We start from the raw sequence: 23,130 nt of genomic DNA, 5'->3' as shown, positions 1-23,130 counted from the left end.
ACGAAGTGAAAGAGCGCAGTAAAAAAGTACATTTTCACACCGCTGGGGAAATATTAAAGAATAATTAAAACGGAGAACATTTCACTCCAGCGGACTGTCCCAGCATCCTGTTTTAAGGTGCCAGCCGCTGAGTTCAAACGTTATGTTTAATAATAACGGAAGAAAAATGACTAAAAACATAATTACCTTACTGTTAATCTTGCTCGTTTCAAATATTGCCTTGGCCGAAATGGACATGACACCGCTTGCCCCAACTATTGGTCCCTTACCGCAAGAACTCATTCCTGTTTTATTCGAAAAAATAGAAAAGAATGAAAAGATTGAAATAAATCTATTGCATCAAGCATTGAATGGCCCCCAAACGGCATTACGGGCTGACGCTGCAAGAATCCTCGGAGAACAGGGTAACGAAACCTCGATACCCTATCTTATAGATGCACTTTCTGATGAATCAATGCATGTCGGAGCAAAATATCCTGAAGCGGGCATGGTGACAACGCGATATTGGGCTAACGAATCCCTTAAAAAATTAACCAAAGAAGATTTTGGTTTTATCTGGAATGATCCGGAAAGAATACACGCAATTATCAAATGGCGCAAATGGTATATAAAAAAATACAATGTTCCTAGAAAACAAACATAACATTTCACTCCAGCGGACTGCGCCAGCCACCTGTTTTTAGGGGCTCAGCCGCTGAGTTCAAACGTTAGACTAATAAATATGAAAAAAATAATAATCTCCTTAATCCTATGTTGCGCAATAATGCCATTAGCCTGGCCCGAAATACGGCAAGATGTTAAAAAGAACTGCAACCTCCTCGGGCTTATCTTAGCGCAAAATCACGAAGAAGACCTATATGTCATTGTCGAGCCTAAGACAGGGCTAGGCCATTTAGATATAAATAATAAAGAAGAAATTAATCAAGCAAGAGAATATATTAAGAAGGGGCTTATTATCCAAGGATATGATATTTCTGCGTTGCTTGACGCATTATTCGAATTAAATCGCGAAAGCATCTCGCTGGAGATAGAATCTGATATGCAACAAGGTTATGTAATAGATAGAGATAGTCATTTTATGAAATATTTCGATAAAAATGGCGGCGAATGGAAAAAATTGTATCAGGAAAATCCCAAAGCTTACGGAATAACTACCGTATCCATTCCCGCTTACGACGAAAAGAGCAATATTATATTAGTTTATGTGGGAACTCAGGCAGAAAGTCTTACTGGTGCCGGTTGGATAATTGCGTATAGAATAGAAGATAAGAAGCTGACTGAATTAGGAAGGGTAATGCTTTGGATATCGTAGTCTAACATTTCACTCCAGCGGACTGTCCCATCGTCCTGTTTTAAGGTGCCAGCCGCTGAGTTCAAACGTTAAAAGAAAGATAAACAAATAGATAATAAAACAAGAAAGGAGATGGCAAATGCTAAAGTATTTGATTCTTGCCATTATGTTTGTTTTTAGTCATGTTTCTCTAATAAGCGCTGCTACGGTTCCTGATGAATCCGCAGCGAAAGAATTAGCAAATAAAATAATGCAGCAAGTAGCCGCTGGTAATCTAGGCGCCGCCTTTAAAGAAATGAAACCCTACGTTGTTATATCTGAATCTGAATTTGATTCAGCAGCTTTACAATCAAAAGCGCAGAGAGAACAATATGGAACGCGATATGGGGCCGCGGTGAGCTATGAATTTATTGATTCAAAAAAAGTAGGAACCTCCCTTTTGAGATTACGCTATTTAGAGAAAACTAATAGACATGCAATTCCATGGGTTTTTTATTTTTTCAAGACTCCCGAAGGCTGGATATTAAATGCATTTAGTTGGAAAGATACTTTCCAGGAGATGTTTAGCGAATAGTTAAGATAATCTTTTAACAATTTACTGCAGCGGACTGTGCTAGCCATCCGTTATCAAGGGCTCAGCCGCTGAGTTCAAACGTTAGCTAAAATATGGATAAAATGGAATTTATAAAAGACTTATTACTAATATTGACCTCTGTAATAGCCATCTATAATATAGATTCCTGGCGTCGGGAGCATAAGGGAAAGAGAAATATTGAACTTGCGGAAGAAACACTAGCTTTGTTTTATGAAGCTAGGGATGTAATTAAATATATTCGAAGTCCAATGGGGCTTGAAAGCGAAACAAATTCAATTACAAAACGGGATGATGAAAGCGAAACCAGATTTGAAGCTCGAAAACAAGCTTCTGTAGTATTCGTCAGATATGATCAAAATAGAGCTCTTTTTAACAAAATACATTCATATCGATATAGATTTATGGCTCAAGTTGGTAAGGATAAAGCAAAGCCGTTCGAAGATCTTAATAGTATTATTAGTGAAATATTTACAGCAGCCCGTATGTTAGCAATTTTGTGGGCTCAAAACTATACTACGAATGATGCGCTAAGAGAAAAAAATATTCAAGAAACTGAGAAATATTCAGCTATATTTTATGATTCAAAAATTGATCCAGATCCAATAAATACGAAACTTGATAAAATAATAGAATATATCGAAGAAACATGTAAAGGTATTATAATAGGAAAAGGAACGCTATTTTCTATATTAAATAAATGAAATAAATAGCTAACATTTCACTCCAGCGGACCACGCCAGGGTGTTTTAGCAGGGCTCGGCCGCTGAGCTCAAACGTTAGAAGGGGGAAAATGGAAAAATATAAAATTTCAATTATTGCCATCTTTCTTTTATTTATAACCTCTACACTCTATGCTCAAGATCTTAATGTCTTCTTGTATGCCTCTAATCAAGCAAAAACATTCGATCCAGCTAAGGATGTAAGAGAATACGTAAGAGGTGAAACCGCATATTGCGCAATTTTAGTCAAAGGTTTCTCTGTAAACTCAGATAATTCTGTTGATCTAAGTGCCGATATAAAAGTTATTGATCCATCTGGCAATATTTTATTGGAACAAAGAGATTATGCTAAATCAAAAGCAAGCGTATCAAAGGATGAGCAGGTTATCAATCTGGATAATTCGCTAGATATAACTTTTACAGAAGAGGACCCTCTGGGAATGTATACCGTAGAATTAATTATTAAAGATTCTGTAGTAAATACATCAAACAAATCACAATCGACCCTTCTTCTTTTTGACACAAGAGAATCTAAAAACTTAATCATGACACCTGTGAAAACAGCAAAACAACTTGACGATTTGTGGGCAGAGTACTTCCGCTCAAAAAATATATGGGCCGTAAAAAGGATTATTTCAGCGCTTAGGTTGCGCAAAGAATCCAAAACATAGAAGACGCCGCTGTAGGATCTGCTGCAGCCTGGTCGTTAGAAATGAATGCCAAAGAATATCCTGAAGTATTAGAGATATGCAAACAATCTTTAGAGCAAACAAAAGGGTCAACAAAAGAATTATTGGCTGAAATTATTGAAAAAGCAGAAAAGAAGAGCTTCTAACAATTCACTCCAGCGGACTGTCCCAGCCGTCTGTTTTAAGGTGCCAGCCGCTGAGTTCAATCGTTAGGCAGAGGAGGATGTATGAATGCGATAGCGTCGGTCGGTTTCCACATTATCTACTTTTTTGGAGCGATTATTCTTCTAGTGTTTTTCTTCGACCGCTCGCGCCAGCGTGCTTCTTGGGCGCACTGGCTGGGTCTAGTTGCTGTCATTTTGCTGATGGTTTTGGCAGTGAGTGGATTTGCCTTAGATTTTTACATGTCGTTACCAATAGCGAGTAATGCTTTAAGGGTTGCGATGAGCTTCGTTCGAGGTATAGTCTTGGGGCTTTTCATTGCTCTTGTTGCATCTGGTGAGTTAGTTGGCCAAAAAAGCGATAAAATCGCTGCCTAACATTTCACTCCAGCGGACTGTCCCAGCGTCCTGTTTTAAGGTGCCAGCCGCTGAGTTCAAACGTTAGGCGGAGATAAATAGTATAATGGAAAATAAAAATAATATGCTTGATCAATGCGTCAAAAAGTACATATACTTCCCAAAACATATATGGACTATCTATGCTTTAGCGATAATACTGCTCACTCTTCCGTGGATTTTGTTCCCTTTATTACAAAAATATAATTATGGTTTCCAATGTTTAAATATCAGCTCAATTATGGCAAGCATAGTAAATATATGGGGAATTATTTATGTTTATTATACTCGAAGTAAACGTACTGCAAAACGTTCGATATTATTGATTATTTCTTTCTCGTTACTTTGTTTTGTTGGATTATTTTTAATAATTTATGGGCAATTTTATTGGGCATTTAGTAGGGGGTATTTTTTAGAGTGATCAACAAAGCCGGACCAATTGCATAAAGGCGCCTAACATTTCACTCCAGCGGACTGTCCCAGCGTCCTGTTTTAAAGTGCCAGCCGCTGAGTTCAAACGTTATATGAAAGGAAAATATGAATAAAATAAAACTAATCGGAATTTCTGCATGTTTATACGGCCTGTGGGAATTAGTCCATCAGTTTTACCCCATAAGATACGGCTTAGTGATTTATCTCAGAGGCATCCAATCATCCGGGATTTTTGTAACCATTATAATGATCGCATCTTTCCTACTCCTGACAGCCCTTATTATTGGCGGAATATCTTTCATATTTTTGAAAAATTGGGGAAGGATAATTATCCTTGTCTTTCTTGTAATAAACATCTGCGGTAGGCTATTTGGTATATGCCATTATTTATATGTATGTTTTGCCATGAATGAACCGATTACTATACCTAAAGGGGCACATGTTGTTGCAATTAGCATGATTCCAAGTTATATCACATTGGCCATAGAAATTCTGGTACTTTATTTAATCACCAGGAAAGACATAATAGAAAAATTTAAAAAATAATAAATAATCATATAACATTTCACTCCAGCGGACTGTCCCGGCCGTCTGTTTTAAGGTGCCAGCCGCTGAGTTCAAACGTTCTCCGTGATAAATATATAAAATCCTTGACATTAACCTAAATAAGTAATACAATGTAAACATGTCAATCTTCTATGAAGATGAAATATCAAAGCAGATCAAAAAAGGGAAGCTCCCTAAAGATATATTTGAGCTATTTGATCACGCTTTTATAGCATTAGAGACAACAAGCGATCTGAATTTATTTGATATTAAAAGGCTGAAATCAAACAGTAAAAGAAGCTATTTCAGGATGAGAAAGAATAAATACAGGGCTATTTTCTATATCGAGAACAAGAATTATTACGTAATCAGCATAGCAAATCGTGAGGAGGTGTACAAAAAATGGGAATAATATCGGTTAGATTTAACGAACAGGAAGAAAGGGTCTTAAAAAGACTGTCTAATTATTATGACGAGGATCGTTCAAAATTGTTGAAAAAATCCCTTATGGAAATGTATGAGACTCTGATAGATAGAAAAGTTATTGCGCAATACGAAGTGAAAGAGCGCAGTAAAAAAGTACATTTTCACACCGCTGGGGAAATATTAAAGAATAATTAAAACGGAGAACATTTCACTCCAGCGGACGGCGCTGGCATCCTGATTAGAAGTCGCCGCCGCTGAGTTCAAACGTTAATAGGAGGAGACATGAAAAGATTAGTGATCGCGGTACTTGGCATCTTCCTTTTTTCGACGCAGGCGATAGCAGGTGAAGTTGTCCGCTTGACGGAGCACGTCGATGAAAACGGGAAAAGAACAATATACCAAACCACCAGAGACGTGCTGGAGAAATGCCCGGAATGGAAAACGAGCGAAGAACTGCCTTTGCCGGTCCATAAAGCCGTGGAAATTGCCACGCAATGGGTCAAGGAGAAATATCCCAAATTCGTTAACTTCAAAGTCGTCAATATTTCACTATCTGAGATATGGGACGATAAGTATAAAGACAGGTGGTACTATAGCATATCCGTCAACGGCAATGTTGACCTGGATGGGATCAGGGCAAACAGTTATTTCTCAGTCATGGTCCTGATGGACGGAACCATAGTCGGTCCGAGTTTGCCAAAAAGTGATGATCAGCAATAATGAACAGAGAATCAAAAAGTAATGCCGGAATATCGCTGCTTAAGATAGTCCAGGTAATTTGGACAATACAATTAATCCTCGTTTCCTTAATAGTGTTATTACATCCGCTTTTTTCTATAGTTAAGATCATAGTGCCTTTATTTGCTTTATCGTTCGTTTATTCGACCCTAGGCATAATCTCAAATCGCAAGCGCGCCTGGATAGCGTCAATATCTTTATTGACCCTGTATTGGTTAATAATGGGCTGGCAAGCAATAGTAAGCTTCTTCTTAAATAATTATCTTTTCTTTACTAATCATCCGCTTTATATAGATTCCCCGGCTACGATCCTGGTTGTATACGCGGGCGCAATATTCGGCATACTGCCGGCGGGCATATTGACGTTACTTTACATATTTAATTACAAGCAAATCAGGACTAATTGGGGACAGCCGCTGAGTTCAAATGTTAGGTAATAGGAGGGAATAATGAAAAGATTGACTGCGATCATTCTCATGTTGTTACTGTCTGCAGTAGCGTTTGCTGAATGGAAGCCGCCGCTTCAACCCAATCCGCAAAAAATACTAAATGAGGCCGAAAAAGATACCCAGGACCAACGCTACGAAGACGCATTAGCGAAATTCGTATGGTTCCACCAAAACGCCCTTAAATATGATAAGGCGCTTTATGGGGTCCGGCTGTCATTTGCTTTACTCTATTGGCATAGACTCGCAGAGGTCTATCCTCCGGCCCTCGTCAAGCTAAAAGAATTCCGCGACGAAGCTGCGAAGAACGTCATCGATGGGAAAGATCTCCGGGAATCATTTAGTGATATGGTTTCAATCGATGGTGAGTTCGGAGAAGGATCCCGTACAAAAGAAATATTTATGGCGCTTGATACCCGCGATCCGGATTCCGCAAGGAAAGTCTATGACTTGGCACAACCCGCCTTGATCAACGCCAAAGAATATAAAGTATGCGGGAAGTACATTGATCCAAAAGCGTCATTTTCTCGATACGTTGAGTTATATCGGGAGAATAAACATTTAGCCGAAGATCCGAAGTTTGGAACGAGGCTCCTTGAATATACCAACAAAGCATTCACGAATGAGGTTTCAACGCTCATAGCGCTTCTAGTTGTCAATCAACGTAAAGCGGAAGCCGAAGAGATCGCGAGCGAAGCCAGGAAAGAATGGGGCGACGCGTCGTTCAATTCAGAGATCGACAAAGCATTGCAGGGACAGGTTCCTAAACCATATCCGTAAAATAATTACGGTGACAGCATACTTAATTAGGTAAAAAATGGATGGAATAGAATTGTTCAAAACTCCGTATAAGCGGCCGGAAAAATTCTCAAATCCCTATGATCATATCTCAGATAAAGAGCTTAAAGGGGTATTGGATACAGCCGATCTGGATATGAGTTGGTCTGACTATCGTATAATCTTCCATCTGACTCCTATCAGTTCATACCAAGAATCCTGTTATTTCCTTCCTTTTGCCCTTCAATATATCAATAATAATCCGGATAATTCGTTAGATTGCTCTACGGAGATAATCTGGTTTATCTCAGAACATATCGATAGCTTAAAAAAAGACGGTTTATTTGAAAAATGCGAGGATTCATTGAAGGCATGTTTAAATACCTGGACAAAAAATTTCGCTGTGGAGCACTTCGACAAGGAAGCCTGCCGTAAAAAAGAATGGGTCATAGATCATGACGACGGAGTAGAAAATAGCCAATTGCTCATAGAAAGTTTGGATGATATGGTCTTCTATGAATCTTTAGCGAATATCGCTTTTGACTTTATAGCAGACATCCGTTCAAGCGAAACAGGCATACAATGCGCCTGGTATTTGGAGCTATGTAATATAAATAAAGTATACAATTGTATTCGAGGCGAAAAATTGAAACAATTTCTGACAGATCAAAAATATATAAATCGCTGTTCTGATATAATTAAAAAAACATCTTTCACGAATCAAATAACATCTCCTACTTATTGGAAGGATGTATGTGAGAGACTTAATATTTCATAATATGCATTAAAATAATTACAGTGACAGTATACTTGATTCGGTGAAGAGCAGAAGGGACGCGATGGAAGAGGAAATTTGGGCATTGGAAGAGATGTACTTCGCAAACCTCTATAAAGCAAATTATGAGGAGGCGCTTGCAATTGTGCATAGTAAATTCCTTGGGTGGCCGAGCTCATTGCCGCAGCCGGTCGACAAGGAAGCGCCCGTTTCATGAAGCAATTGGTCCCCGCGCCTACTTCATGCACTTTCAAGATCGAACGGGAAGGTATCCGGTTACTGGGAGATGTCGCGCTGACCCAATACATCATCCACGTTAATACCGGTGTGGCTAAAACACAGTCATCGCGGATAACCCATACGTGGGCGAAAGAGGACAATCACTGGAAATTACTGGGAGGCATGAGCTACGACATATGAAATATCTTAAATATCTCGTCATATCCGCAGTAATAGTCCTGGCATGCGCCGCGGCGTTCCATTTTACCGGGATAAATAATGCCAACATGCCGGCTGCCAGGCTTGTGCCGGGCGATATAATATGGAAATCCGACCCCAAACTGCACGGCCTGCAGACCGCGGTCCTGGCAGGGGACCCAAGCATTGCGGCGCCATACACCCAGCGCATCAGGATACCCGCAAATACCATCCTGAAACCCCATTCGCACCCGAATAAGGGAAGGATGGTCACCGTCCTCTCCGGGACTTTCTATTTCGGCTACGGTGATAAGTTCGACGAGTCGAAACTCAAGAGACTCCCTTCCGGGAGCTTCTTCACAGAGCCGAGCGGGATGCCGCACTACGCGGTGGCCAAAGAAGGGGAAGTAGTCCTCCAGCTTAACGCTATCGGCCCTGACGGCACAAAATACGTCAAATAATTTTTGAAAGAAAATCCCGCCATTTTACGTCTATAGGGGTGAAGGAGGGTGTTTGGCCCCTGGCTTGACGTCCTATAATATTATTGACATATCCGGTCGATATGCTATAATTCTGGTTTACAATGGCTTAAACTTTCCTTTGTGCCAACCCATAGGGTTTCGTATCCCTAGGTAATCCAAGGAGATATATCATGTTAAGAAGCGATAGGGTCAAGAAAGGCCTTGAGAAGGCCGGAAGTCGTTCGCTTATGTATGCCACAGGTATGACGAAGTCTGAGATGGAGCGGCCGTTCATCGGCATAGCCTCCAGTTTTACTGACCTCGTTCCCGGCCATATCCATTTACGCGAGCTTGAGCGCTCGATCGAGCACGGCATTTACGCGGCAGGCGGCACAGCCTTTGTCTTCGGAATACCCGCTATCTGCGACGGCATCGCCATGGGCCATTTGGGCATGCATTGCTCGCTTCCGCTGAGGGAGCTTATTGCCGATTCGGTCGAGATGGTCACGACAGCCCATGCCTTGGACGGGCTTATTTTGCTTACAAATTGCGACAAGATCACCCCGGGAATGATGATGGCGGCGTGCAGGATGAATATCCCGGCTATCGTCGTCACCGGCGGGCCGATGCTTTCTGGCCGTTCGGGGTTAAAACGCCTCTCGCTCGTCAAGGATACGTTCGAGGCGGTCGGAAGGCACAGGGCAGGAGAGATCACAAGAGAAGAGCTCGAAGAACTCGAGTGCAACGCTTGCCCGGGCGCAGGCGCCTGCCAGGGGCTTTATACCGCGAATACGATGAGCTGCCTTTCCGAGGCGCTTGGCATCGCTATGACGGGCGGGGCTACTGCCCTCGCGGCATCGGCGAAGAGGGAAAGAATCGCTTATTTAAGCGGCGAGCGTATCGTCGAGCTTGTTAAAAAGGATATAACACCCAGAAAGATATTGACTCCGAGGGCGTTCGAGAACGCGCTGCGCGTCGATATGGCGCTCGGCGGGTCGACGAACACGGTTTTGCATGTGACGGCTATCGCGCATGAGCTGGGCATAAAAATGCCGCTCGATATCTTCGATAAAATAAGCAGGCAGACGCCGCATATCTCGGATATTTTGCCGTCGGGCAAATATTTTATGGAAGACCTCGAGTTCGCGGGCGGCATTCCCGCGGTCTTGAAGAGGCTTAAGCCGGAATTGAGCAACCTCCCGACGGTCAGCGGCAGGACGATCTACCAGATCGCCGACGCCGCGCGCATAGACGATGAAGAGGTCATCAGGCCGCTTAACAGGCCTTACCATAAAGAAGGAGGTATAGCCGTCCTGAAGGGCAATATTGCCCCGGACGGTGCCGTAGTCAAGCAGAGCGCCGTTCAGGAGAAGATAAAGCATTTCACCGGCAAGGCGAAATGTTTTAATTCCGAGGAAGACGCGATGAAGGCTATCATGGACAGGAAGATAACCGCAGGCGACTGCGTTGTCATCCGCTATGAAGGCCCCAAGGGCGGGCCGGGCATGAGGGAGATGTTATCCCCGACCGCGGCCATCGTCGGTATGGGATTAGCCGATAAAGTCGCTTTGATCACAGACGGAAGATTCTCCGGCGGCACACAGGGGCCGTGCATCGGGCATATAGCGCCTGAGGCGGCCGAGGGCGGGCCTCTCGCCGCGATCAGGGACGGCGACACGATCGAGATCGACATCAACAAGAGGAAACTGGAACTGAAGATCTCGAAGGCCGAATTGACTAAACGGATGAGATCGATCAAGGCGCATAAGCCGAAGATAACGACGGGCTACCTCGCGCGTTACGCGAAACTCGTCACATCTGCGAGCACCGGCGCCGTTATGAAAGGTTAATGATTAAATGACAACTAAAATGAACGGGGCGAGGATATTGGTTGAATCGCTCAAAAAAGAGAATGTCGGGGCGATATTCGGCTATCCCGGCGGGCAGGCATTGCCGCTCTTTGACGCCTTATATCACTCTGACTTGAAATTTTATTTGGTCAGGCACGAGCAGGGAGCGGCGCACGCCGCCGACGGCTACGCGCGCGCGACCGGCAAACCCGGCGTCTGCATAGCGACATCAGGCCCGGGCGCCACGAACCTCGTCACAGGAATAGCGACCGCGTATATGGATTCGATACCTATGGTCGCGATAACCGGGCAGGTCAAGACGTTCATGATCGGGAACGACGCGTTCCAGGAGGCCGATATTATCGGCATCACGCGCCCGATAACCAAGCATAATTACCTCGTCAAGGACGTCAAAGACCTCGCGCGGACGGTCAAGGAGGCGTTCCATATAGCCTCGACCGGAAGACCGGGGCCTGTCCTCATAGACCTGCCGTCCGATGTCCAGTTGGCCGAGACCGAGTTCCATTATCCGGAGAAGGTCAGCGTCCGCGGCTACAAGCCGACGTATTGCGGGCATCCCGGGCAGATCAAGAGGGCGGTCAAGATGGTCTCGGAATCGAAACGTCCCGTCATATACGCGGGCGGCGGGGTCATCCTCTCAGGCGCGGCGAAAGAATTGAAAGAGTTCGCCGAGAAGATAAATTCCCCGGTCACGATGACATTGCTCGGTTTGGGCTCGTTCCCCGGTAACCACGAATTATCGCTCGGCATGCTCGGCATGCACGGGACCGGATACGCGAACCATGCTGTCCAGAACTGCGACCTCCTTATAGCGATAGGCGCGCGGTTCGATGACCGCGTTACCGGGAAGATAGACGAGTTCGCCCCGCACGCGAAGGTGATCCATATAGACATCGACCCGTCGGCAATATCCAAGAGCGTGGCGGTCGATGTCCCGATAGTCGGGGACGTCAAGTGCGTCCTGGAAGAATTCTTGAAGATAGTCCACAGGCCGCACGACAAAGAGTGGACCGAGAAGATCCTCGAGTGGAAGCAGAAACATCCGCTCAATTACAAGATGGACGACAGGCTCCGCCCGCAGTATGTCATCCAGCAGATCTGCGAGGCGACGAAGGGAGAGGCGATAATCGCCACCGACGTCGGCCAGCACCAGATGTGGACGGCGCAGTGGTATAATTTCATGCGTCCGCGCGAGCTGCTCTCAAGCGGCGGGCTCGGGACGATGGGCTACGGCTTTCCCGCGGGAATAGGAGCGAAAGTCGGCAAGCCCGGTTCAGAGGTTTTCGTCATAAGCGGCGACGGGTCGATACAGATGAACATACAGGAACTCGCGACCGCGGTCGTCAACAAGATAGACATCAAGATAGCGATACTCAATAACTCGTATCTCGGCATGGTCCGCCAGTGGCAGGAGCTCTTCTACGGGAAGAGGTATTCCCATACGAAGCTCGAGAACCCGGACTTTGTCAAGATAGCCGAGGCGTATGGCGCGGTCGGGATACGGATCAGCAAAAAAGAAGAGGTCCGTCCCGCGATAGAAAAGGCGATGCGCACAAAGAACACCGTCGTCATGGACTTTATAGTCGAGCCGGAGGAGAATGTTTACCCGATGGTCCCGGCCGGTAAACGCCTCGATGATATGATAGGGAGCATGGCATGAGACAGACAATATCGGTGCTTGTCGAGAACCACCCGGGAGTCCTCGCGCGCATATCCGGCCTTTTTTCGGCGCGCGGATTCAACATAGATTCGCTCGCGGTCGGCGAGACCGAGGACCCGAGCGTTTCGAGGATGACGATAGTCGCCGAGGGCGACGAGCGGACACTCGAACAGATCAAGAAGCAGCTGAACAAGTTGATCGATGTCATCACGGTCACCGACCTGACGAAGACGAAATTCATCGACCGCGAACTGATATTGATAAAAGTCGGCATCCGCGCCCAGAACGATCGCACTAAGATAATCGAGATCGCCGAGACGATGAAAGCGAACGTCGCGGACCTCGGCCTGCATACGATAACTATAGAGGCTGTGGGCGAGACCTCGCACATAGATGACCTCATCGAGCTCTTGAGGCAGTTCGGTATCAAGGAGATAGTCCGCACGGGAAAGATAGCGATGGAGACGGAATCAAGGGAGAAACCAAAAACAATAAAGGAGGAAGAGGAATAAATGTTGAAGATATATTATGACAAAGACGCGGACCTGAACTTTTTGAAGGGGAAGAAAGTAGCGATAGTCGGATACGGCAACCAGGGCCGCGCCCAGGCGCTGAACCTTAAGGACAGCGGCGTAGAGGTCATCGTTTCCGAACTCGAGGGGACGCCGAACTACGAGCAGGCGGTCAAGGACGGCTTCAAGCCGATGTCCGCCGAGACGGCCTCGAAAGAGGCGCACGTGATCCAGATACTCACGCAGGACCACCTCCAGGCGAAGATATATAAATCGTTCGTCGAGAAGCACCTGACCGAGGGGAAGGCGCTCAATTTTTCGCACGGCTTCAACATCCATTTCAGGGGGATAGTCCCGCCGAAGAATGTCGATGTCTTTATGATAGCGCCTAAAGGGCCGGGCGCGCTTGTAAGGACCCAGTTCGAGGAAGGCAAAGGCGTCCCGTGCCTGGTCGCTATATACCAGGACCACAGCGGCAACGCCCTGAAGACGGCGCTCGCTTACGCCAAAGGCATAGGCGGCACGAGGGCAGGCGTCATTGAGACGACGTTCAAGGAAGAGGTCGAGACGGACCTGTTCGGCGAACAGGTCGTCCTCTGCGGCGGCGTGACCGAGCTCATCATGGCCGGTTTCGATACGCTGGTCGAGGCGGGATACCAGCCCGAGATCGCTTATTTCGAGTGTTTGCACGAGCTTAAGCTCATCACCGACCTGATCTACTCGACGGGCATACAGGGGATGCGCCAGCGCGTCTCTGATACCGCCAAATACGGCGACCTTACGCGCGGCAAGAGGATAGTGACCGACGCGGCCCGCGCAGAGATGAAGAAGATACTCAAGGATATACAATCCGGCGCGTTCGCGAAGGAATGGCTGGAAGAGAACGAGACCGGAAGGAAGAACTTTGACAAGTTAATGAAAAGGGATGAAAACCATCTTATAGAGGTCGTCGGCAAGAAGCTCCGTAAGATGATGCCCTGGATAAAATAAAATAGCGAGGTGGTGCAAAGCACCAGAAAAAATGGAAAAGATAATAATATTCGACACGACATTGCGCGACGGCGAGCAGTGCCCCGGCGCTTCGCTTGAAGACCATGAGAAGCTCGAGGTGGCAAGGCAGCTCGTCCGCCTCAACGTGGACGTCATAGAGGCGGGTTTCCCGGTATCATCGCCCGGCGATTTCGCGGCGGTAAAGTCCATCGCCGAAAAGATAAAAGGGCCTGTCATCTGCGGCCTCGCGCGCTGCATGAAGAAAGACATCGAGGCGGCCGGCGCGGCGATCAAGCCGGCGAAGAAGAAACGCATACATGTTTTTCTTGCGACGTCGAAGATACACATGAAGTACAAATTGCGTAAGGCCGAGGACGAGATCGTAAAACTCGCCGTCGAAGGGGTGAAATACGCCCGGAACTTTACCGATGACGTGGAGTTCTCGCCTGAGGATGCTTCGCGGAGCGAGAAGGATTTCCTCTACCGCGTCATCGAGCGGGTGATAATTGCCGGCGCTACAACGATAAACGTCCCGGATACGGTCGGTTACGCGATACCCGATGAATTCGGCGCCTTGATACGCGACATAAAGAACCATGTTCCGAACATCGGCAGGGCGGTGATCAGCGTCCATTGCCATAATGACCTCGGGCTCGCGGTCGCGAATTCCATCGCCGCGGTAAAGAACGGCGCGCGGCAGGTCGAGTGCACGATAAACGGCATCGGGGAGCGCGCAGGCAACGCGTCGATGGAGGAGATCGTCATGGTCATAAAGACCAGGAACGATTTCTTCGAAAACTTCTCTACCGGCATAGTGACGGAAGAGATCTCGAAGGCGAGCAGGCTCGTTTCGAAGTTGACCGGCATCATGGTCCAGCCGAACAAGGCGATAGTCGGGCAGAACGCGTTCGCGCACGAGTCCGGCATACACCAGGACGGCATATTAAAAAAGCGCACGACCTACGAGATAATGAGCCCGCAGGAGATAGGGTTGAGCGCCTCGAGCCTCGTATTGGGAAAGCATTCGGGCCGCCACGCTTTTATGGATAAGATAAAGAAGCTCGGATATTCTTTGAGCGAAACTGAGATCGAGAAGGCGTTCGGGCGTTTCAAGGTATTGGCCGATAAAAAGAAGTCCATCTATGACGAGGACCTCGAGACCCTTGTTGAAGAGGGGACCGGCGGGGTCAGCGAGACATGGAAATTGGTCTCTTTCCATACGACCGCGGGGACGGATGTCGCCCCTGTCGCCGAAGTGAGACTCCGCTCGAAGGCCGGCATAAAGACCGCCGAGGCCGGGGGCGACGGCCCTGTCGACGCCTGCTGCAAGGCGATAGACAAGATAACCAAGACTAAAGGCGAGATGATGGATTATTCGATACAGGCGGTGACCAAGGGCAAGGACGCGTTGGGCGAGGTCACGGTGCGCGTGCGCTCGAAGGATAAGGAGGCTATAGGCAAATCGGCTTCCACGGATGTCATCGAGGCGAGCGCGAAGGCGTACCTCAACGCGGTGAACAAATTGCTGCATAAGGAAAACAAGAGATTGAAAATTGAGATCTAAAAAATTAAGCGGAAAGACCGAGGTCTTCGGGATAATAGGGTTCCCGGTCAAGCACACACTATCGCCGCATTTTCAAAATGCGGCATTCGCTTCTCTGGGGATAGATGCCGTATACATCCCGTTCGAGGTCCCGCCGCGCGCGCTTAAGTCCGCGTTCCGCAGCCTGAAGGCGCTTGGGGTCTCGGGTATCAACGTTACGATACCGCATAAACAAGCGGTCTTGCCGCTTGTAGACGAGCTTTCGCCTGAGGTGAAGGGGATCGGCGCCGCGAACACGATAGTCTTCAGGAAGGGTAAGGCCAGGGCCTATAACACGGACGGGGAGGGGTTCATCCGTTCGCTGAAAAACGACCTGAAGGCAAATCCCAAAGGCAAATCGGTTTTGCTCTTCGGCGCAGGCGGGGCGGCGAAGGCGATAGCGTTCGTCCTCGCGAGGGAGGGCGCGAAGTCCGTCACTTTTGTCGACCAGATAGAGAAGAGGGCGAAAGACCTCGCGGCAAAGACCAAAAAAGATTTCCCGCGCTGCGGCACGAAGCATATCCCGTTCCTGAGGTCGCGCATAGACGAGGAGGTCCTCGGTTCGGACCTGCTGGTCAACGCGAGCCCGGTCGGGATGCATAAGGGCGACCCGTGTATCGTGGATCCCAAGGCCCTGCACAAGGACCTGGCGGTTTACGATATCGTATATAACCCTCCGGCGACGCCGTTGTTGAAAGAGGCCAAAAAGAGGGGGATAAAAGCATCGAACGGGCTGGGCATGCTTTTGTACCAGGGCGTGCTTTCATTTGAACACTTCACCGGGAAGAAGGCGCCTGTAGCGGTGATGCGCGCGGCGCTAAAGAAAGCCATAAGGAAATGACGGCGATAATCTACGTCTTCGTGTTTTTGGCCGGCTCGATAGTCGGCAGTTTTCTTAACGTATGCATATACAGGATGCCGCGCGGCGAGTCGATAGTATTTCCCGCGTCGCATTGCCCGGGATGCCGGAGGCCGATACCGTGGTACCTGAACATCCCGTTCGTGAGCTATTTGGTGCTCCGCGGCAGGTGCGCCTATTGCAAGGCGAAGATATCTTTCAGGTATTTCGCGGTCGAGGCGCTGACAGCGCTGATGTTTACCGCCGCCTACTGGAGATACAAAGCGAGCCCCGACTTCGCGATATATGCGGCGCTCTTTTCGGTCCTTATAATAGTATCGTTCATAGATATCGAGCACTGGATAATACCCGACGAGCTTACCATACCCGGGGCGGTCTTAGGGCTGATTGTGAGCGCGGCGTACCCGAGGCTTCAAGGGGAGGCCTCGAGGCTCTGGGCCTTAGGCGATTCGTTTTTCGGGATGGTATTCGGTTTTGTGTCACTTTTCCTTATCGGTGCGCTCGGGAGGATAGCTTATAAAAAGGAAGCGATGGGCGGCGGGGACCTTATGCTGTTCATGTTCATCGGGGCTTTCCTGGGATGGAAGCTCACCGTCGCGGCTTTCTTTCTCGCGCCGGTATTCGGCTCGATCGTCGGCATCCCGAAATTATTAATGAAAAAGCAGGACACGATACAATACGGCCCGTTCCTTGTCCTTGCGGCTTTTGTGTGCGTCATGTTCAGGGAGGACATACTTTTTTATTTCCCGTATAGTTAACGCTCTAGCGTTGACTATAAATAGGAGGGATGTGAAATGTTAAGATATTTGACCGCTGGGGAATCTCACGGAAAGGTATTACTCGGCATCCTCGAGGGTATGCCGGCCGGCCTTAAGGTAGAAAGAGGGCAGATAAACCTCGAGCTCAAACGCAGGCAGTCCGGTTTCGGGCGCGGGGCCAGGATGGCCATAGAGTCGGATACCGTCCAGATACTTGGCGGCCTGCGAAAAGGCATCACTATCGGCAGTCCTATCGCATTATCTATTGAGAACAAGGATGCCTCGATAGACAGCCTCCCGGCCGTCACAAGGCCGCGGCCCGGGCACGCCGATCTGGCCGGGGTAATAAAATACGATAGGGAGGACATCCGCGACATATTGGAGAGGGCGAGCGCGCGCGAGACGGCGATGCGCGTCGCCGTAGGGGCCATCTGCAAGATGCTTTTGGAGGAGTTCGGCATAAGGATAGCCAGCCATGTCATCGAGATTGGCGGCGCCGTAAACCAGAAGGATATGTTGAAGAAGGTCGAGGAATGCGCGAAGACCGGCGATACCATCGGCGGCATCTGCGAGATAACGGCCGCGGGTGTGCCTATCGGCCTGGGAAGCCATGTCCAGTCGGACAGGCGCCTCGACGCGATAATCGCGGGCGCTATGATGTCGATACAGGCGATAAAGGGCGTGGAGATAGGCCTAGGTTTCGCCGCGGCGAGACTCCCCGGCTCCAAGGTGCACGACGAGATAATCCTGGATAAACAAGGCGGTTTCTCGCGCAAGTCCAATAACGCGGGCGGGATAGAAGGCGGCATCAGCAACGGCGAGCCCATAATAGTGAAGATAGCGATGAAACCTATCGCTACGCTGGGAACCCCGCTGGAAACCGTAGACATAAAGACGAAGAAGAAGGCCGAGGCACAGGTCGAGAGGCACGACGTATGCGCGGTGCATGCCGTATCCGTGGTAGGGGAAGCGGCGCTCGCGTTCGTCACGGCTTGCGCGATGGCTGAGAAGTTCGGCGGAGATTCCTTAAAGGAGATGAAGCGCAATTTCGACGGATACATAAAGCAGGTGAAAGGATTTTGAATATGTCGAAGTTGAAATTTAATGTCTCGCGCAGGGCCGGTTTATGACGCAGTAGATATCGGATGAAGCGAGTAATAAATAAGGCCAAGCGAGACTTAAATTTCAACATAGAAATATTAAAAAGATGAAAAACATAATATTAGTCGGGTTCATGGGCGCAGGCAAGACAGCCGTTGGAAAGGCGCTTGCCGGATTACTCAAAAGGGATTTTGTTGACCTCGATGAGAAGATCGAGAAGCGCGAAGGCATGCCTATCGCCGAGATATTTGCCAAGAAAGGTGAGCCCTACTTCAGGAAAGTCGAGAAAGATGCCGTGAAGGAGATGGCCTCCTTGTATACGGGTGTCGTTACCGGCACCGGCGGAGGCGCCGTTATCGATAAGGAAAATGTCGTTAATTTGAAATCGAATGGCATCTTATTCTATCTTGACGCGTCACCGGCCAAGATCCTGGAAAGGACGAAAGGCCACACCCACCGGCCTTTGCTCAACGTAAGCGATCCCAAGGAAAAGATCTCCGAGCTGTTAGCGAAACGCGCGGAATTCTATGCTCAGGCTGACCACAGGATAGATACCGACAATTTGAGCGTCGATGAAGTCGCGGAAAAAATAATATCCCTACTTAAAGAAGACGGGGAGATCTCTTAATGAACGAAAAAGAGCTTTTGATAGTTTTAAATTGTATTCCCGATATAGGTTTTATTAGGTTTAATAATCTGATGAAGCACTTTGGGGCAGTTGAAAAGATATTCTCCGCCACGAAAGCAGAATTAGAGAAAGTAGACCAGATAGGCCCGAAGGTCTCAAGCGCGATAATAAGTTGCGATAAAGATAAAGCACTCAAGGGCGAGATGAAGCTTATCGAGAGGCGCAACGTCAAAGTGATCTCTTATCTTGATAAAGATTACCCTGTAAACCTTAAAGATATCTATGACCCTCCGATCATCCTTTACGTAAAAGGGGAATTGACGGCCGAGGACAGGTATTCCATAGGTATAGTCGGCTCGAGGCACGCGAGCCGTTACGGCCTGCAGACCGCCGAGAGGCTGGGCTATGAATTGGCCGCTCACGGCATGACCGTCGTCTCGGGGTTGGCTCGCGGCATAGACGCGGCCGGCCATAAGGGCGCGCTGAAAGCCAAAGGCAGGACCATAGCTGTGCTCGGCAGCGGCCTCGCTAATATCTATCCGGAAGAGCATATGGGGCTGGCCGAAGAGATCTCAAAGAACGGCGCGGTCGTCTCGGAGTTCCCGATGGCGATGGAACCGTATAAGGATAATTTCCCGAGAAGGAACAGGATAATAAGCGGACTTTCGCTGGGCGTGGTAGTCGTGGAGGCCGCGAAGAATTCAGGCGCCTTGATCACGACAGATTTCGCGCTGGAGCAGGGAAGAGAGTTATTTGCTGTCCCCGGGCAGGCGCGCGCAGCGACCTCTGCCGGGACGAATATGCTGATAAGGCAGGGCGCCAAACTCGTCGAGTCGGCCGATGACGTCATAGAGGAGCTGGGCGATGTCATCAGAGGCCATATGAAGGCGGAAAGGCCGGAAGAGCCGGAGCGTATTCCCGGCGGGCTGGGCCGGCAGGAAGAGGATGTATTCGTGAGATTAAGCGGGACACCCGTAAATATAGATGAGATAGTGGACGGGACAGGGCTTCCCGTCGCCGAAGTTATGCACAGCCTTACCAAGCTCGAGCTCAAAGGCATCATCGCGCAGCTGCCCGGCAAATCGTACGTAAGGAAAAGTTGATGATAAAGATATGCGTGAACGGAAAAGATATCCAGGCCGATGACGGCATTACGGTCGCCGGGCTCATCTCGGACCTTAAGGCCGACGTGAAATACGCGGCCGTCGAATTGAACCTCAATATACTCGACAGGTCGAAATATGATTCCGTGAAACTTAAAGAAGGCGACAAGGTCGAGATAATCCTGCCTGTAGGCGGCGGCAAGGGCGGCGCCCTGGTCATAGTCGAGTCGCCGGCAAAAGCCAAAACGATAGAAAAGTTCCTCGGTAAAGGTTACACCGTCCGCTCATCCATGGGCCACGTCATCGACCTGCCCATGCGAAAGATGGGAATTGACATAGAGAACAATTTCACGCCTACCTATAAAGTGATCGCTAAAAAGAAAAAATTGCTCAGCGAGTTGAAGGCCGAAGCGAAGGACAAAGACACCATTTATATCGCGACCGACCCTGACCGCGAAGGCGAAGCTATAGGCTGGCACCTGGCCGGGTATCTCGGGAAGAACAAAAAGGTCAAGAGGGTCGTATTCCACGAGATAACGAAGAAGGCGATACTCGAAGCTTTCGATAATCCCGCCGAGATAGATATCAAGCTGGTAAATGCCCAGCAGGCCCGCCGCGTCCTCGACAGGATAGTCGGCTACTCTTTAAGCCCGCTCCTCTGGAAAAAGATAACGCGCGGATTGAGCGCGGGAAGGGTCCAGTCGGTCGCGGTAAAACTCATCGTCGACCGCGAGCGCGAGATACAGGCGTTCGTCGCGGTTGAATATTGGGAACTCGAAGCGGAACTCAAGAAGAAAAAAGATAAGAAATCCTTTTTCGCGCAGCTGGATAAGATCAACGACGCGAAGGCCGAGGTTAAAGATAAAGCGTCTTCGGATAAGATACTTGCGGAGCTCTCAGGCGCGAAATATACGGTAAAGGATATAAAGGAAACCGAGAAGAGGATGAACCCGCAGGCCCCTTTCACTACCTCGAAGATGCAGCAGGAATCCTTCAATAAACTGCATTACAGGGCCGGGAAGACGATGAAGATAGCCCAGCAGCTCTACGAAGGCCTCGATATCGGGACCGAGGGCACTGTCGGTCTCATCACTTACATGAGGACCGACTCGGTAAAAGTGGCCTTCTCCGCGATAGAGGAGGCAAGGTTCTACATAAAAGACAAATTCGGGAAAGATTATCTTCCTCCCGAAGCGAATGTATATAAGTCCAAAAAAGCCGCGCAGGAAGCCCACGAGGCGATCCGCCCGTCCTCGGCCGCCAGGGAGCCGGACGCGATAAAGCAATATCTCACGCCCGACCAGTATAAATTATACAAATTGATATGGGCGAAATTCATCGCCAGCCAGATGAGGCCTGCGGTCATGTCTGTCGTATCCATAGATATAGAGGCAAGAAAGTGCCTGTTCAGGGCTTCGGGCTCGACTGTAATATTCCCCGGCTTTAAGGCCGCGTATGACGATGAAGAGGAAGAAAAGGACAAGAAGAAGGCATATATACCGAAACTCGCGATAGGCGATACGGTCGACCTTATAAAACTCGACCCGACCCAGCATTTCACGAAACCGCCGCCAAGATTTACCGACGCCTCGCTGGTAAAGGCGCTCGAGGAAGACGGCATCGGCCGCCCTTCCACTTACGCGCCCACCATCGAGACGGTCGTCGCCCGCAATTACGTCAGGCGTGAAGGCTCAGCGCTATGGCCTACGGAATTGGGCACGGTCGTCAATGACCTTCTCACCCAAAGCTTCCCGGTCATCATAGACGAGGAATTCACCGCCAAGATGGAAGAAGAGCTCGATGAGATAGAAGAAGGCAAAGTCGAGTGGGCGCAGGTCCTCAGGGATTTCTACGGGCCTTTTTCGCAGTGGCTCTCAAAGGCCCAGGTCGAGATGAAAGACGTCAAGAAAGATGTCGAGGAGCTCGATGAGGTCTGCGAGAAGTGCGGACGGAAGATGATAATAAAGTGGGGCAGGCGCGGCAGGTTCAAGAGCTGTTCAGGATTTCCCGAATGCAAGAACGCCAAACCTTTGGTCACGACCGGCATAAAGTGCCCGGAGCCGGGGTGCGACGGCGAGCTCGTAGAACGCAGGTCGCGCCGGGGCGCGTTCTACGGTTGTTCCAGGTTCCCCACCTGCCGGCACGTGGAGAACAAGCCCAAGCAAACAGAAGGCGATGCGCAGTCCTCGTCCGCAGACGAGGGCAAGCCCAAGCAAACAGAAGGCGATGCGCAGTCCTCGCCGACAGGCGAGGGCAAGCCCGAAGATAAGCCCAAGCAGGAGCCGCAGCCTTGATAGATAGATACGTCGAGAAATTCATAAGATATCTTGAGATCGAGAGGAACGCCTCGAAACATACGCTAATAAACTATTCGGTCGATCTCAAATCATTGAATGAATTCCTCAAGGAAGAGCCGATAGAGAAGGTCGATTACATCTCGCTGCGCAGGTATCTGGCGCATGTCAAGGAACAGAACCTGTCGAAGGTCTCGATCGCCCGCAAGATCGCCTCGATAAGGTCTTTTTTCAAGTTCCTCTTCAGGGAAGGGATAATAAAGAACAACCCCGCGTCGTCGCTTTCGACGCCAAAGCGGGACAAACACCTCCCGAAGTTCCTGGACGAAAAAGAGATAGTCCTGCTCCTGGAATCGCCCGACAGGGAGGGCGAGGTGGGGCTCAGGGACAGGGCGATACTCGAGACTCTCTATTCGACAGGGATAAGGGTGAGCGAGCTCGTCGGCCTGAATATGGACTACATCGACCAGATAGGCGGGATCATAAAAGTGTTCGGCAAGGGCAAAAAAGAGAGGATAGTGCCGATAGGCGAGAGGGCGCTCCAGGCTATAAGGGATTACCTGAAGGCGCGCAGGCCGGTCGCGAAGGAGACTAAGTCCCGCACTTCCATGGAAGTGCGGGATAAAGCGCTCTTCTTCAACAAGAACGGCGGCAGGCTGACCGACAGGTCGATAAGAAGGATAATAAATAAATATATAACCAAGGCGAGCATCCAGCAGAAGATATCGCCGCACACCCTGCGCCATTCATTCGCGACGCATATGCTCGACCACGGCGCCGACCTGAGGAGCGTGCAGGAGCTTCTCGGCCACGCCAACCTCTCGACGACCCAGATATATACCCATATAACTACCGAAAGGCTCAAGTCCGCGTATACAAAAGCGCACCCGCGGGCTTAAAAAC

Annotated in this window: 27 protein-coding genes; all 27 read left to right on the top strand. The window is 48.9% G+C overall.

Annotated elements, in window-relative coordinates; translation table 11 throughout:
• Positions 1 to 166 precede the first annotated feature (166 nt).
• The 27 genes from WC317_04505 (at position 167) to xerC (ending at position 23,126) form a co-directional block, all read left to right on the top strand.
• Positions 167 to 643: a HEAT repeat domain-containing protein gene (locus WC317_04505; protein MFA5339398.1), complete on the top strand. Its 477-nt coding sequence runs from the start codon at positions 167 to 169 to the stop codon at positions 641 to 643.
• Positions 644 to 721: 78 nt separating this feature from the next.
• The gene (locus WC317_04500; GenBank protein ID MFA5339397.1) at positions 722 to 1,312 is read left to right on the top strand and encodes a hypothetical protein; all 591 of its coding nucleotides are present in this window, start codon (positions 722 to 724) and stop codon (positions 1,310 to 1,312) included.
• A gap of 118 nt (positions 1,313 to 1,430) precedes the next feature.
• On the top strand, positions 1,431 to 1,865 hold the full coding sequence (locus WC317_04495; GenBank protein MFA5339396.1) for a hypothetical protein: 435 nt from the start codon (positions 1,431 to 1,433) through the stop codon (positions 1,863 to 1,865).
• Positions 1,866 to 1,966: 101 nt separating this feature from the next.
• Positions 1,967 to 2,587: a hypothetical protein gene (locus tag WC317_04490; protein ID MFA5339395.1), complete on the top strand. Its 621-nt coding sequence runs from the start codon at positions 1,967 to 1,969 to the stop codon at positions 2,585 to 2,587.
• A gap of 89 nt (positions 2,588 to 2,676) precedes the next feature.
• Positions 2,677 to 3,276: a hypothetical protein gene (locus tag WC317_04485; GenBank protein MFA5339394.1), complete on the top strand. Its 600-nt coding sequence runs from the start codon at positions 2,677 to 2,679 to the stop codon at positions 3,274 to 3,276.
• Positions 3,277 to 3,317: 41 nt separating this feature from the next.
• Entirely contained in the window at positions 3,318 to 3,440 is a 123-nt protein-coding gene (locus WC317_04480) for a hypothetical protein (protein ID MFA5339393.1), read from the top strand.
• 81 nt (positions 3,441 to 3,521) lie between these two features.
• Positions 3,522 to 3,833 (top strand): hypothetical protein, encoded by a 312-nt coding sequence (locus WC317_04475; protein ID MFA5339392.1) that lies wholly within the window; start codon positions 3,522 to 3,524, stop codon positions 3,831 to 3,833.
• 555 nt (positions 3,834 to 4,388) lie between these two features.
• A complete protein-coding gene (locus WC317_04470; GenBank protein ID MFA5339391.1) occupies positions 4,389 to 4,829 on the top strand; it encodes a hypothetical protein in 441 nt (146 codons plus the stop codon).
• 139 nt (positions 4,830 to 4,968) lie between these two features.
• Complete coding sequence (locus WC317_04465; protein ID MFA5339390.1) at positions 4,969 to 5,241, top strand: hypothetical protein; 273 nt, start codon at positions 4,969 to 4,971, stop codon at positions 5,239 to 5,241.
• Between the two features lie 296 nt (positions 5,242 to 5,537).
• Positions 5,538 to 5,975, top strand: coding sequence for a hypothetical protein (locus WC317_04460; protein ID MFA5339389.1), 438 nt, complete (start codon positions 5,538 to 5,540; stop codon positions 5,973 to 5,975).
• Between the two features lie 467 nt (positions 5,976 to 6,442).
• Positions 6,443 to 7,219, top strand: coding sequence for a hypothetical protein (locus tag WC317_04455; GenBank protein ID MFA5339388.1), 777 nt, complete (start codon positions 6,443 to 6,445; stop codon positions 7,217 to 7,219).
• A gap of 37 nt (positions 7,220 to 7,256) precedes the next feature.
• Complete coding sequence (locus WC317_04450; protein MFA5339387.1) at positions 7,257 to 7,994, top strand: hypothetical protein; 738 nt, start codon at positions 7,257 to 7,259, stop codon at positions 7,992 to 7,994.
• Positions 7,995 to 8,055: 61 nt separating this feature from the next.
• On the top strand, positions 8,056 to 8,208 hold the full coding sequence (locus tag WC317_04445; GenBank protein MFA5339386.1) for a hypothetical protein: 153 nt from the start codon (positions 8,056 to 8,058) through the stop codon (positions 8,206 to 8,208).
• The gene (locus WC317_04440; GenBank protein MFA5339385.1) at positions 8,205 to 8,411 is read left to right on the top strand and encodes a DUF4440 domain-containing protein; all 207 of its coding nucleotides are present in this window, start codon (positions 8,205 to 8,207) and stop codon (positions 8,409 to 8,411) included. The genes WC317_04445 and WC317_04440 overlap by 4 nt, the downstream gene beginning before the upstream one ends.
• Entirely contained in the window at positions 8,408 to 8,869 is a 462-nt protein-coding gene (locus WC317_04435; protein ID MFA5339384.1) for a cupin domain-containing protein, read from the top strand. Before WC317_04440 ends, WC317_04435 begins: the two co-directional genes overlap by 4 nt.
• Before the next feature lie 191 nt (positions 8,870 to 9,060).
• Positions 9,061 to 10,719 carry a dihydroxy-acid dehydratase gene (gene ilvD, locus WC317_04430; GenBank protein ID MFA5339383.1) on the top strand — a complete coding sequence of 553 codons (1,659 nt, stop codon included), beginning with the start codon at positions 9,061 to 9,063 and terminating at the stop codon, positions 10,717 to 10,719.
• 7 nt (positions 10,720 to 10,726) lie between these two features.
• Positions 10,727 to 12,400: a biosynthetic-type acetolactate synthase large subunit gene (gene ilvB / locus WC317_04425; GenBank protein ID MFA5339382.1), complete on the top strand. Its 1,674-nt coding sequence runs from the start codon at positions 10,727 to 10,729 to the stop codon at positions 12,398 to 12,400.
• Positions 12,397 to 12,912: an acetolactate synthase small subunit gene (gene ilvN / locus WC317_04420; GenBank protein ID MFA5339381.1), complete on the top strand. Its 516-nt coding sequence runs from the start codon at positions 12,397 to 12,399 to the stop codon at positions 12,910 to 12,912. Before ilvB ends, ilvN begins: the two co-directional genes overlap by 4 nt.
• Positions 12,913 to 13,902, top strand: coding sequence for a ketol-acid reductoisomerase (gene ilvC, locus WC317_04415; GenBank protein ID MFA5339380.1), 990 nt, complete (start codon positions 12,913 to 12,915; stop codon positions 13,900 to 13,902).
• Between the two features lie 31 nt (positions 13,903 to 13,933).
• The gene (locus tag WC317_04410; protein ID MFA5339379.1) at positions 13,934 to 15,466 is read left to right on the top strand and encodes a 2-isopropylmalate synthase; all 1,533 of its coding nucleotides are present in this window, start codon (positions 13,934 to 13,936) and stop codon (positions 15,464 to 15,466) included.
• Positions 15,456 to 16,325, top strand: a complete 870-nt coding sequence (locus WC317_04405; GenBank protein MFA5339378.1) for a shikimate dehydrogenase — start codon at positions 15,456 to 15,458, stop codon at positions 16,323 to 16,325. The genes WC317_04410 and WC317_04405 overlap by 11 nt, the downstream gene beginning before the upstream one ends.
• Positions 16,322 to 17,101: a prepilin peptidase gene (locus tag WC317_04400; GenBank protein ID MFA5339377.1), complete on the top strand. Its 780-nt coding sequence runs from the start codon at positions 16,322 to 16,324 to the stop codon at positions 17,099 to 17,101. Before WC317_04405 ends, WC317_04400 begins: the two co-directional genes overlap by 4 nt.
• A gap of 36 nt (positions 17,102 to 17,137) precedes the next feature.
• A complete protein-coding gene (locus tag WC317_04395) occupies positions 17,138 to 18,184 on the top strand; it encodes a chorismate synthase (GenBank protein MFA5339376.1) in 1,047 nt (348 codons plus the stop codon).
• Positions 18,185 to 18,308: 124 nt separating this feature from the next.
• A complete protein-coding gene (locus WC317_04390; protein ID MFA5339375.1) occupies positions 18,309 to 18,830 on the top strand; it encodes a shikimate kinase in 522 nt (173 codons plus the stop codon).
• Positions 18,830 to 19,933, top strand: a complete 1,104-nt coding sequence (gene dprA, locus WC317_04385; GenBank protein ID MFA5339374.1) for a DNA-processing protein DprA — start codon at positions 18,830 to 18,832, stop codon at positions 19,931 to 19,933. Before WC317_04390 ends, dprA begins: the two co-directional genes overlap by 1 nt.
• Positions 19,933 to 22,227 (top strand): type I DNA topoisomerase, encoded by a 2,295-nt coding sequence (gene topA, locus WC317_04380; GenBank protein ID MFA5339373.1) that lies wholly within the window; start codon positions 19,933 to 19,935, stop codon positions 22,225 to 22,227. Before dprA ends, topA begins: the two co-directional genes overlap by 1 nt.
• A complete protein-coding gene (gene xerC, locus WC317_04375) occupies positions 22,224 to 23,126 on the top strand; it encodes a tyrosine recombinase XerC (GenBank protein ID MFA5339372.1) in 903 nt (300 codons plus the stop codon). The genes topA and xerC overlap by 4 nt, the downstream gene beginning before the upstream one ends.
• The last annotated feature ends 4 nt before the right edge of the window (positions 23,127 to 23,130 follow it).

The organism is Candidatus Omnitrophota bacterium, from assembly GCA_041653595.1.
Lineage (GTDB): Bacteria > Omnitrophota > Gorgyraeia > Pluralincolimonadales > Pluralincolimonadaceae > Pluralincolimonas.
This window is presented reverse-complemented; position numbering and strand designations above follow the sequence as displayed.

Excerpts from the sequence above, each read along its gene's own strand:
- WC317_04505 (MFA5339398.1), top strand. The coding sequence starts at position 167 with ATGACTAAAAACATAATTACCTTACTGTTAATCTTGCTCGTTTCAAAT.
- WC317_04500 (MFA5339397.1), top strand. The coding sequence starts at position 722 with ATGAAAAAAATAATAATCTCCTTAATCCTATGTTGCGCAATAATGCCA.
- WC317_04495 (MFA5339396.1), top strand. The coding sequence starts at position 1,431 with ATGCTAAAGTATTTGATTCTTGCCATTATGTTTGTTTTTAGTCATGTT.
- WC317_04490 (MFA5339395.1), top strand. The coding sequence starts at position 1,967 with ATGGAATTTATAAAAGACTTATTACTAATATTGACCTCTGTAATAGCC.
- WC317_04485 (MFA5339394.1), top strand. The coding sequence starts at position 2,677 with ATGGAAAAATATAAAATTTCAATTATTGCCATCTTTCTTTTATTTATA.
- WC317_04480 (MFA5339393.1), top strand. The coding sequence starts at position 3,318 with ATGAATGCCAAAGAATATCCTGAAGTATTAGAGATATGCAAACAATCT.
- WC317_04475 (MFA5339392.1), top strand. The coding sequence starts at position 3,522 with ATGAATGCGATAGCGTCGGTCGGTTTCCACATTATCTACTTTTTTGGA.
- WC317_04470 (MFA5339391.1), top strand. The coding sequence starts at position 4,389 with ATGAATAAAATAAAACTAATCGGAATTTCTGCATGTTTATACGGCCTG.
- WC317_04465 (MFA5339390.1), top strand. The coding sequence starts at position 4,969 with ATGTCAATCTTCTATGAAGATGAAATATCAAAGCAGATCAAAAAAGGG.
- WC317_04460 (MFA5339389.1), top strand. The coding sequence starts at position 5,538 with ATGAAAAGATTAGTGATCGCGGTACTTGGCATCTTCCTTTTTTCGACG.
- WC317_04455 (MFA5339388.1), top strand. The coding sequence starts at position 6,443 with ATGAAAAGATTGACTGCGATCATTCTCATGTTGTTACTGTCTGCAGTA.
- WC317_04450 (MFA5339387.1), top strand. The coding sequence starts at position 7,257 with ATGGATGGAATAGAATTGTTCAAAACTCCGTATAAGCGGCCGGAAAAA.
- WC317_04445 (MFA5339386.1), top strand. The coding sequence starts at position 8,056 with ATGGAAGAGGAAATTTGGGCATTGGAAGAGATGTACTTCGCAAACCTC.
- WC317_04440 (MFA5339385.1), top strand. The coding sequence starts at position 8,205 with ATGAAGCAATTGGTCCCCGCGCCTACTTCATGCACTTTCAAGATCGAA.
- WC317_04435 (MFA5339384.1), top strand. The coding sequence starts at position 8,408 with ATGAAATATCTTAAATATCTCGTCATATCCGCAGTAATAGTCCTGGCA.
- ilvD (MFA5339383.1), top strand. The coding sequence starts at position 9,061 with ATGTTAAGAAGCGATAGGGTCAAGAAAGGCCTTGAGAAGGCCGGAAGT.
- ilvB (MFA5339382.1), top strand. The coding sequence starts at position 10,727 with ATGACAACTAAAATGAACGGGGCGAGGATATTGGTTGAATCGCTCAAA.
- ilvN (MFA5339381.1), top strand. The coding sequence starts at position 12,397 with ATGAGACAGACAATATCGGTGCTTGTCGAGAACCACCCGGGAGTCCTC.
- ilvC (MFA5339380.1), top strand. The coding sequence starts at position 12,913 with ATGTTGAAGATATATTATGACAAAGACGCGGACCTGAACTTTTTGAAG.
- WC317_04410 (MFA5339379.1), top strand. The coding sequence starts at position 13,934 with ATGGAAAAGATAATAATATTCGACACGACATTGCGCGACGGCGAGCAG.
- WC317_04400 (MFA5339377.1), top strand. The coding sequence starts at position 16,322 with ATGACGGCGATAATCTACGTCTTCGTGTTTTTGGCCGGCTCGATAGTC.
- WC317_04395 (MFA5339376.1), top strand. The coding sequence starts at position 17,138 with ATGTTAAGATATTTGACCGCTGGGGAATCTCACGGAAAGGTATTACTC.
- WC317_04390 (MFA5339375.1), top strand. The coding sequence starts at position 18,309 with ATGAAAAACATAATATTAGTCGGGTTCATGGGCGCAGGCAAGACAGCC.
- dprA (MFA5339374.1), top strand. The coding sequence starts at position 18,830 with ATGAACGAAAAAGAGCTTTTGATAGTTTTAAATTGTATTCCCGATATA.
- topA (MFA5339373.1), top strand. The coding sequence starts at position 19,933 with ATGATAAAGATATGCGTGAACGGAAAAGATATCCAGGCCGATGACGGC.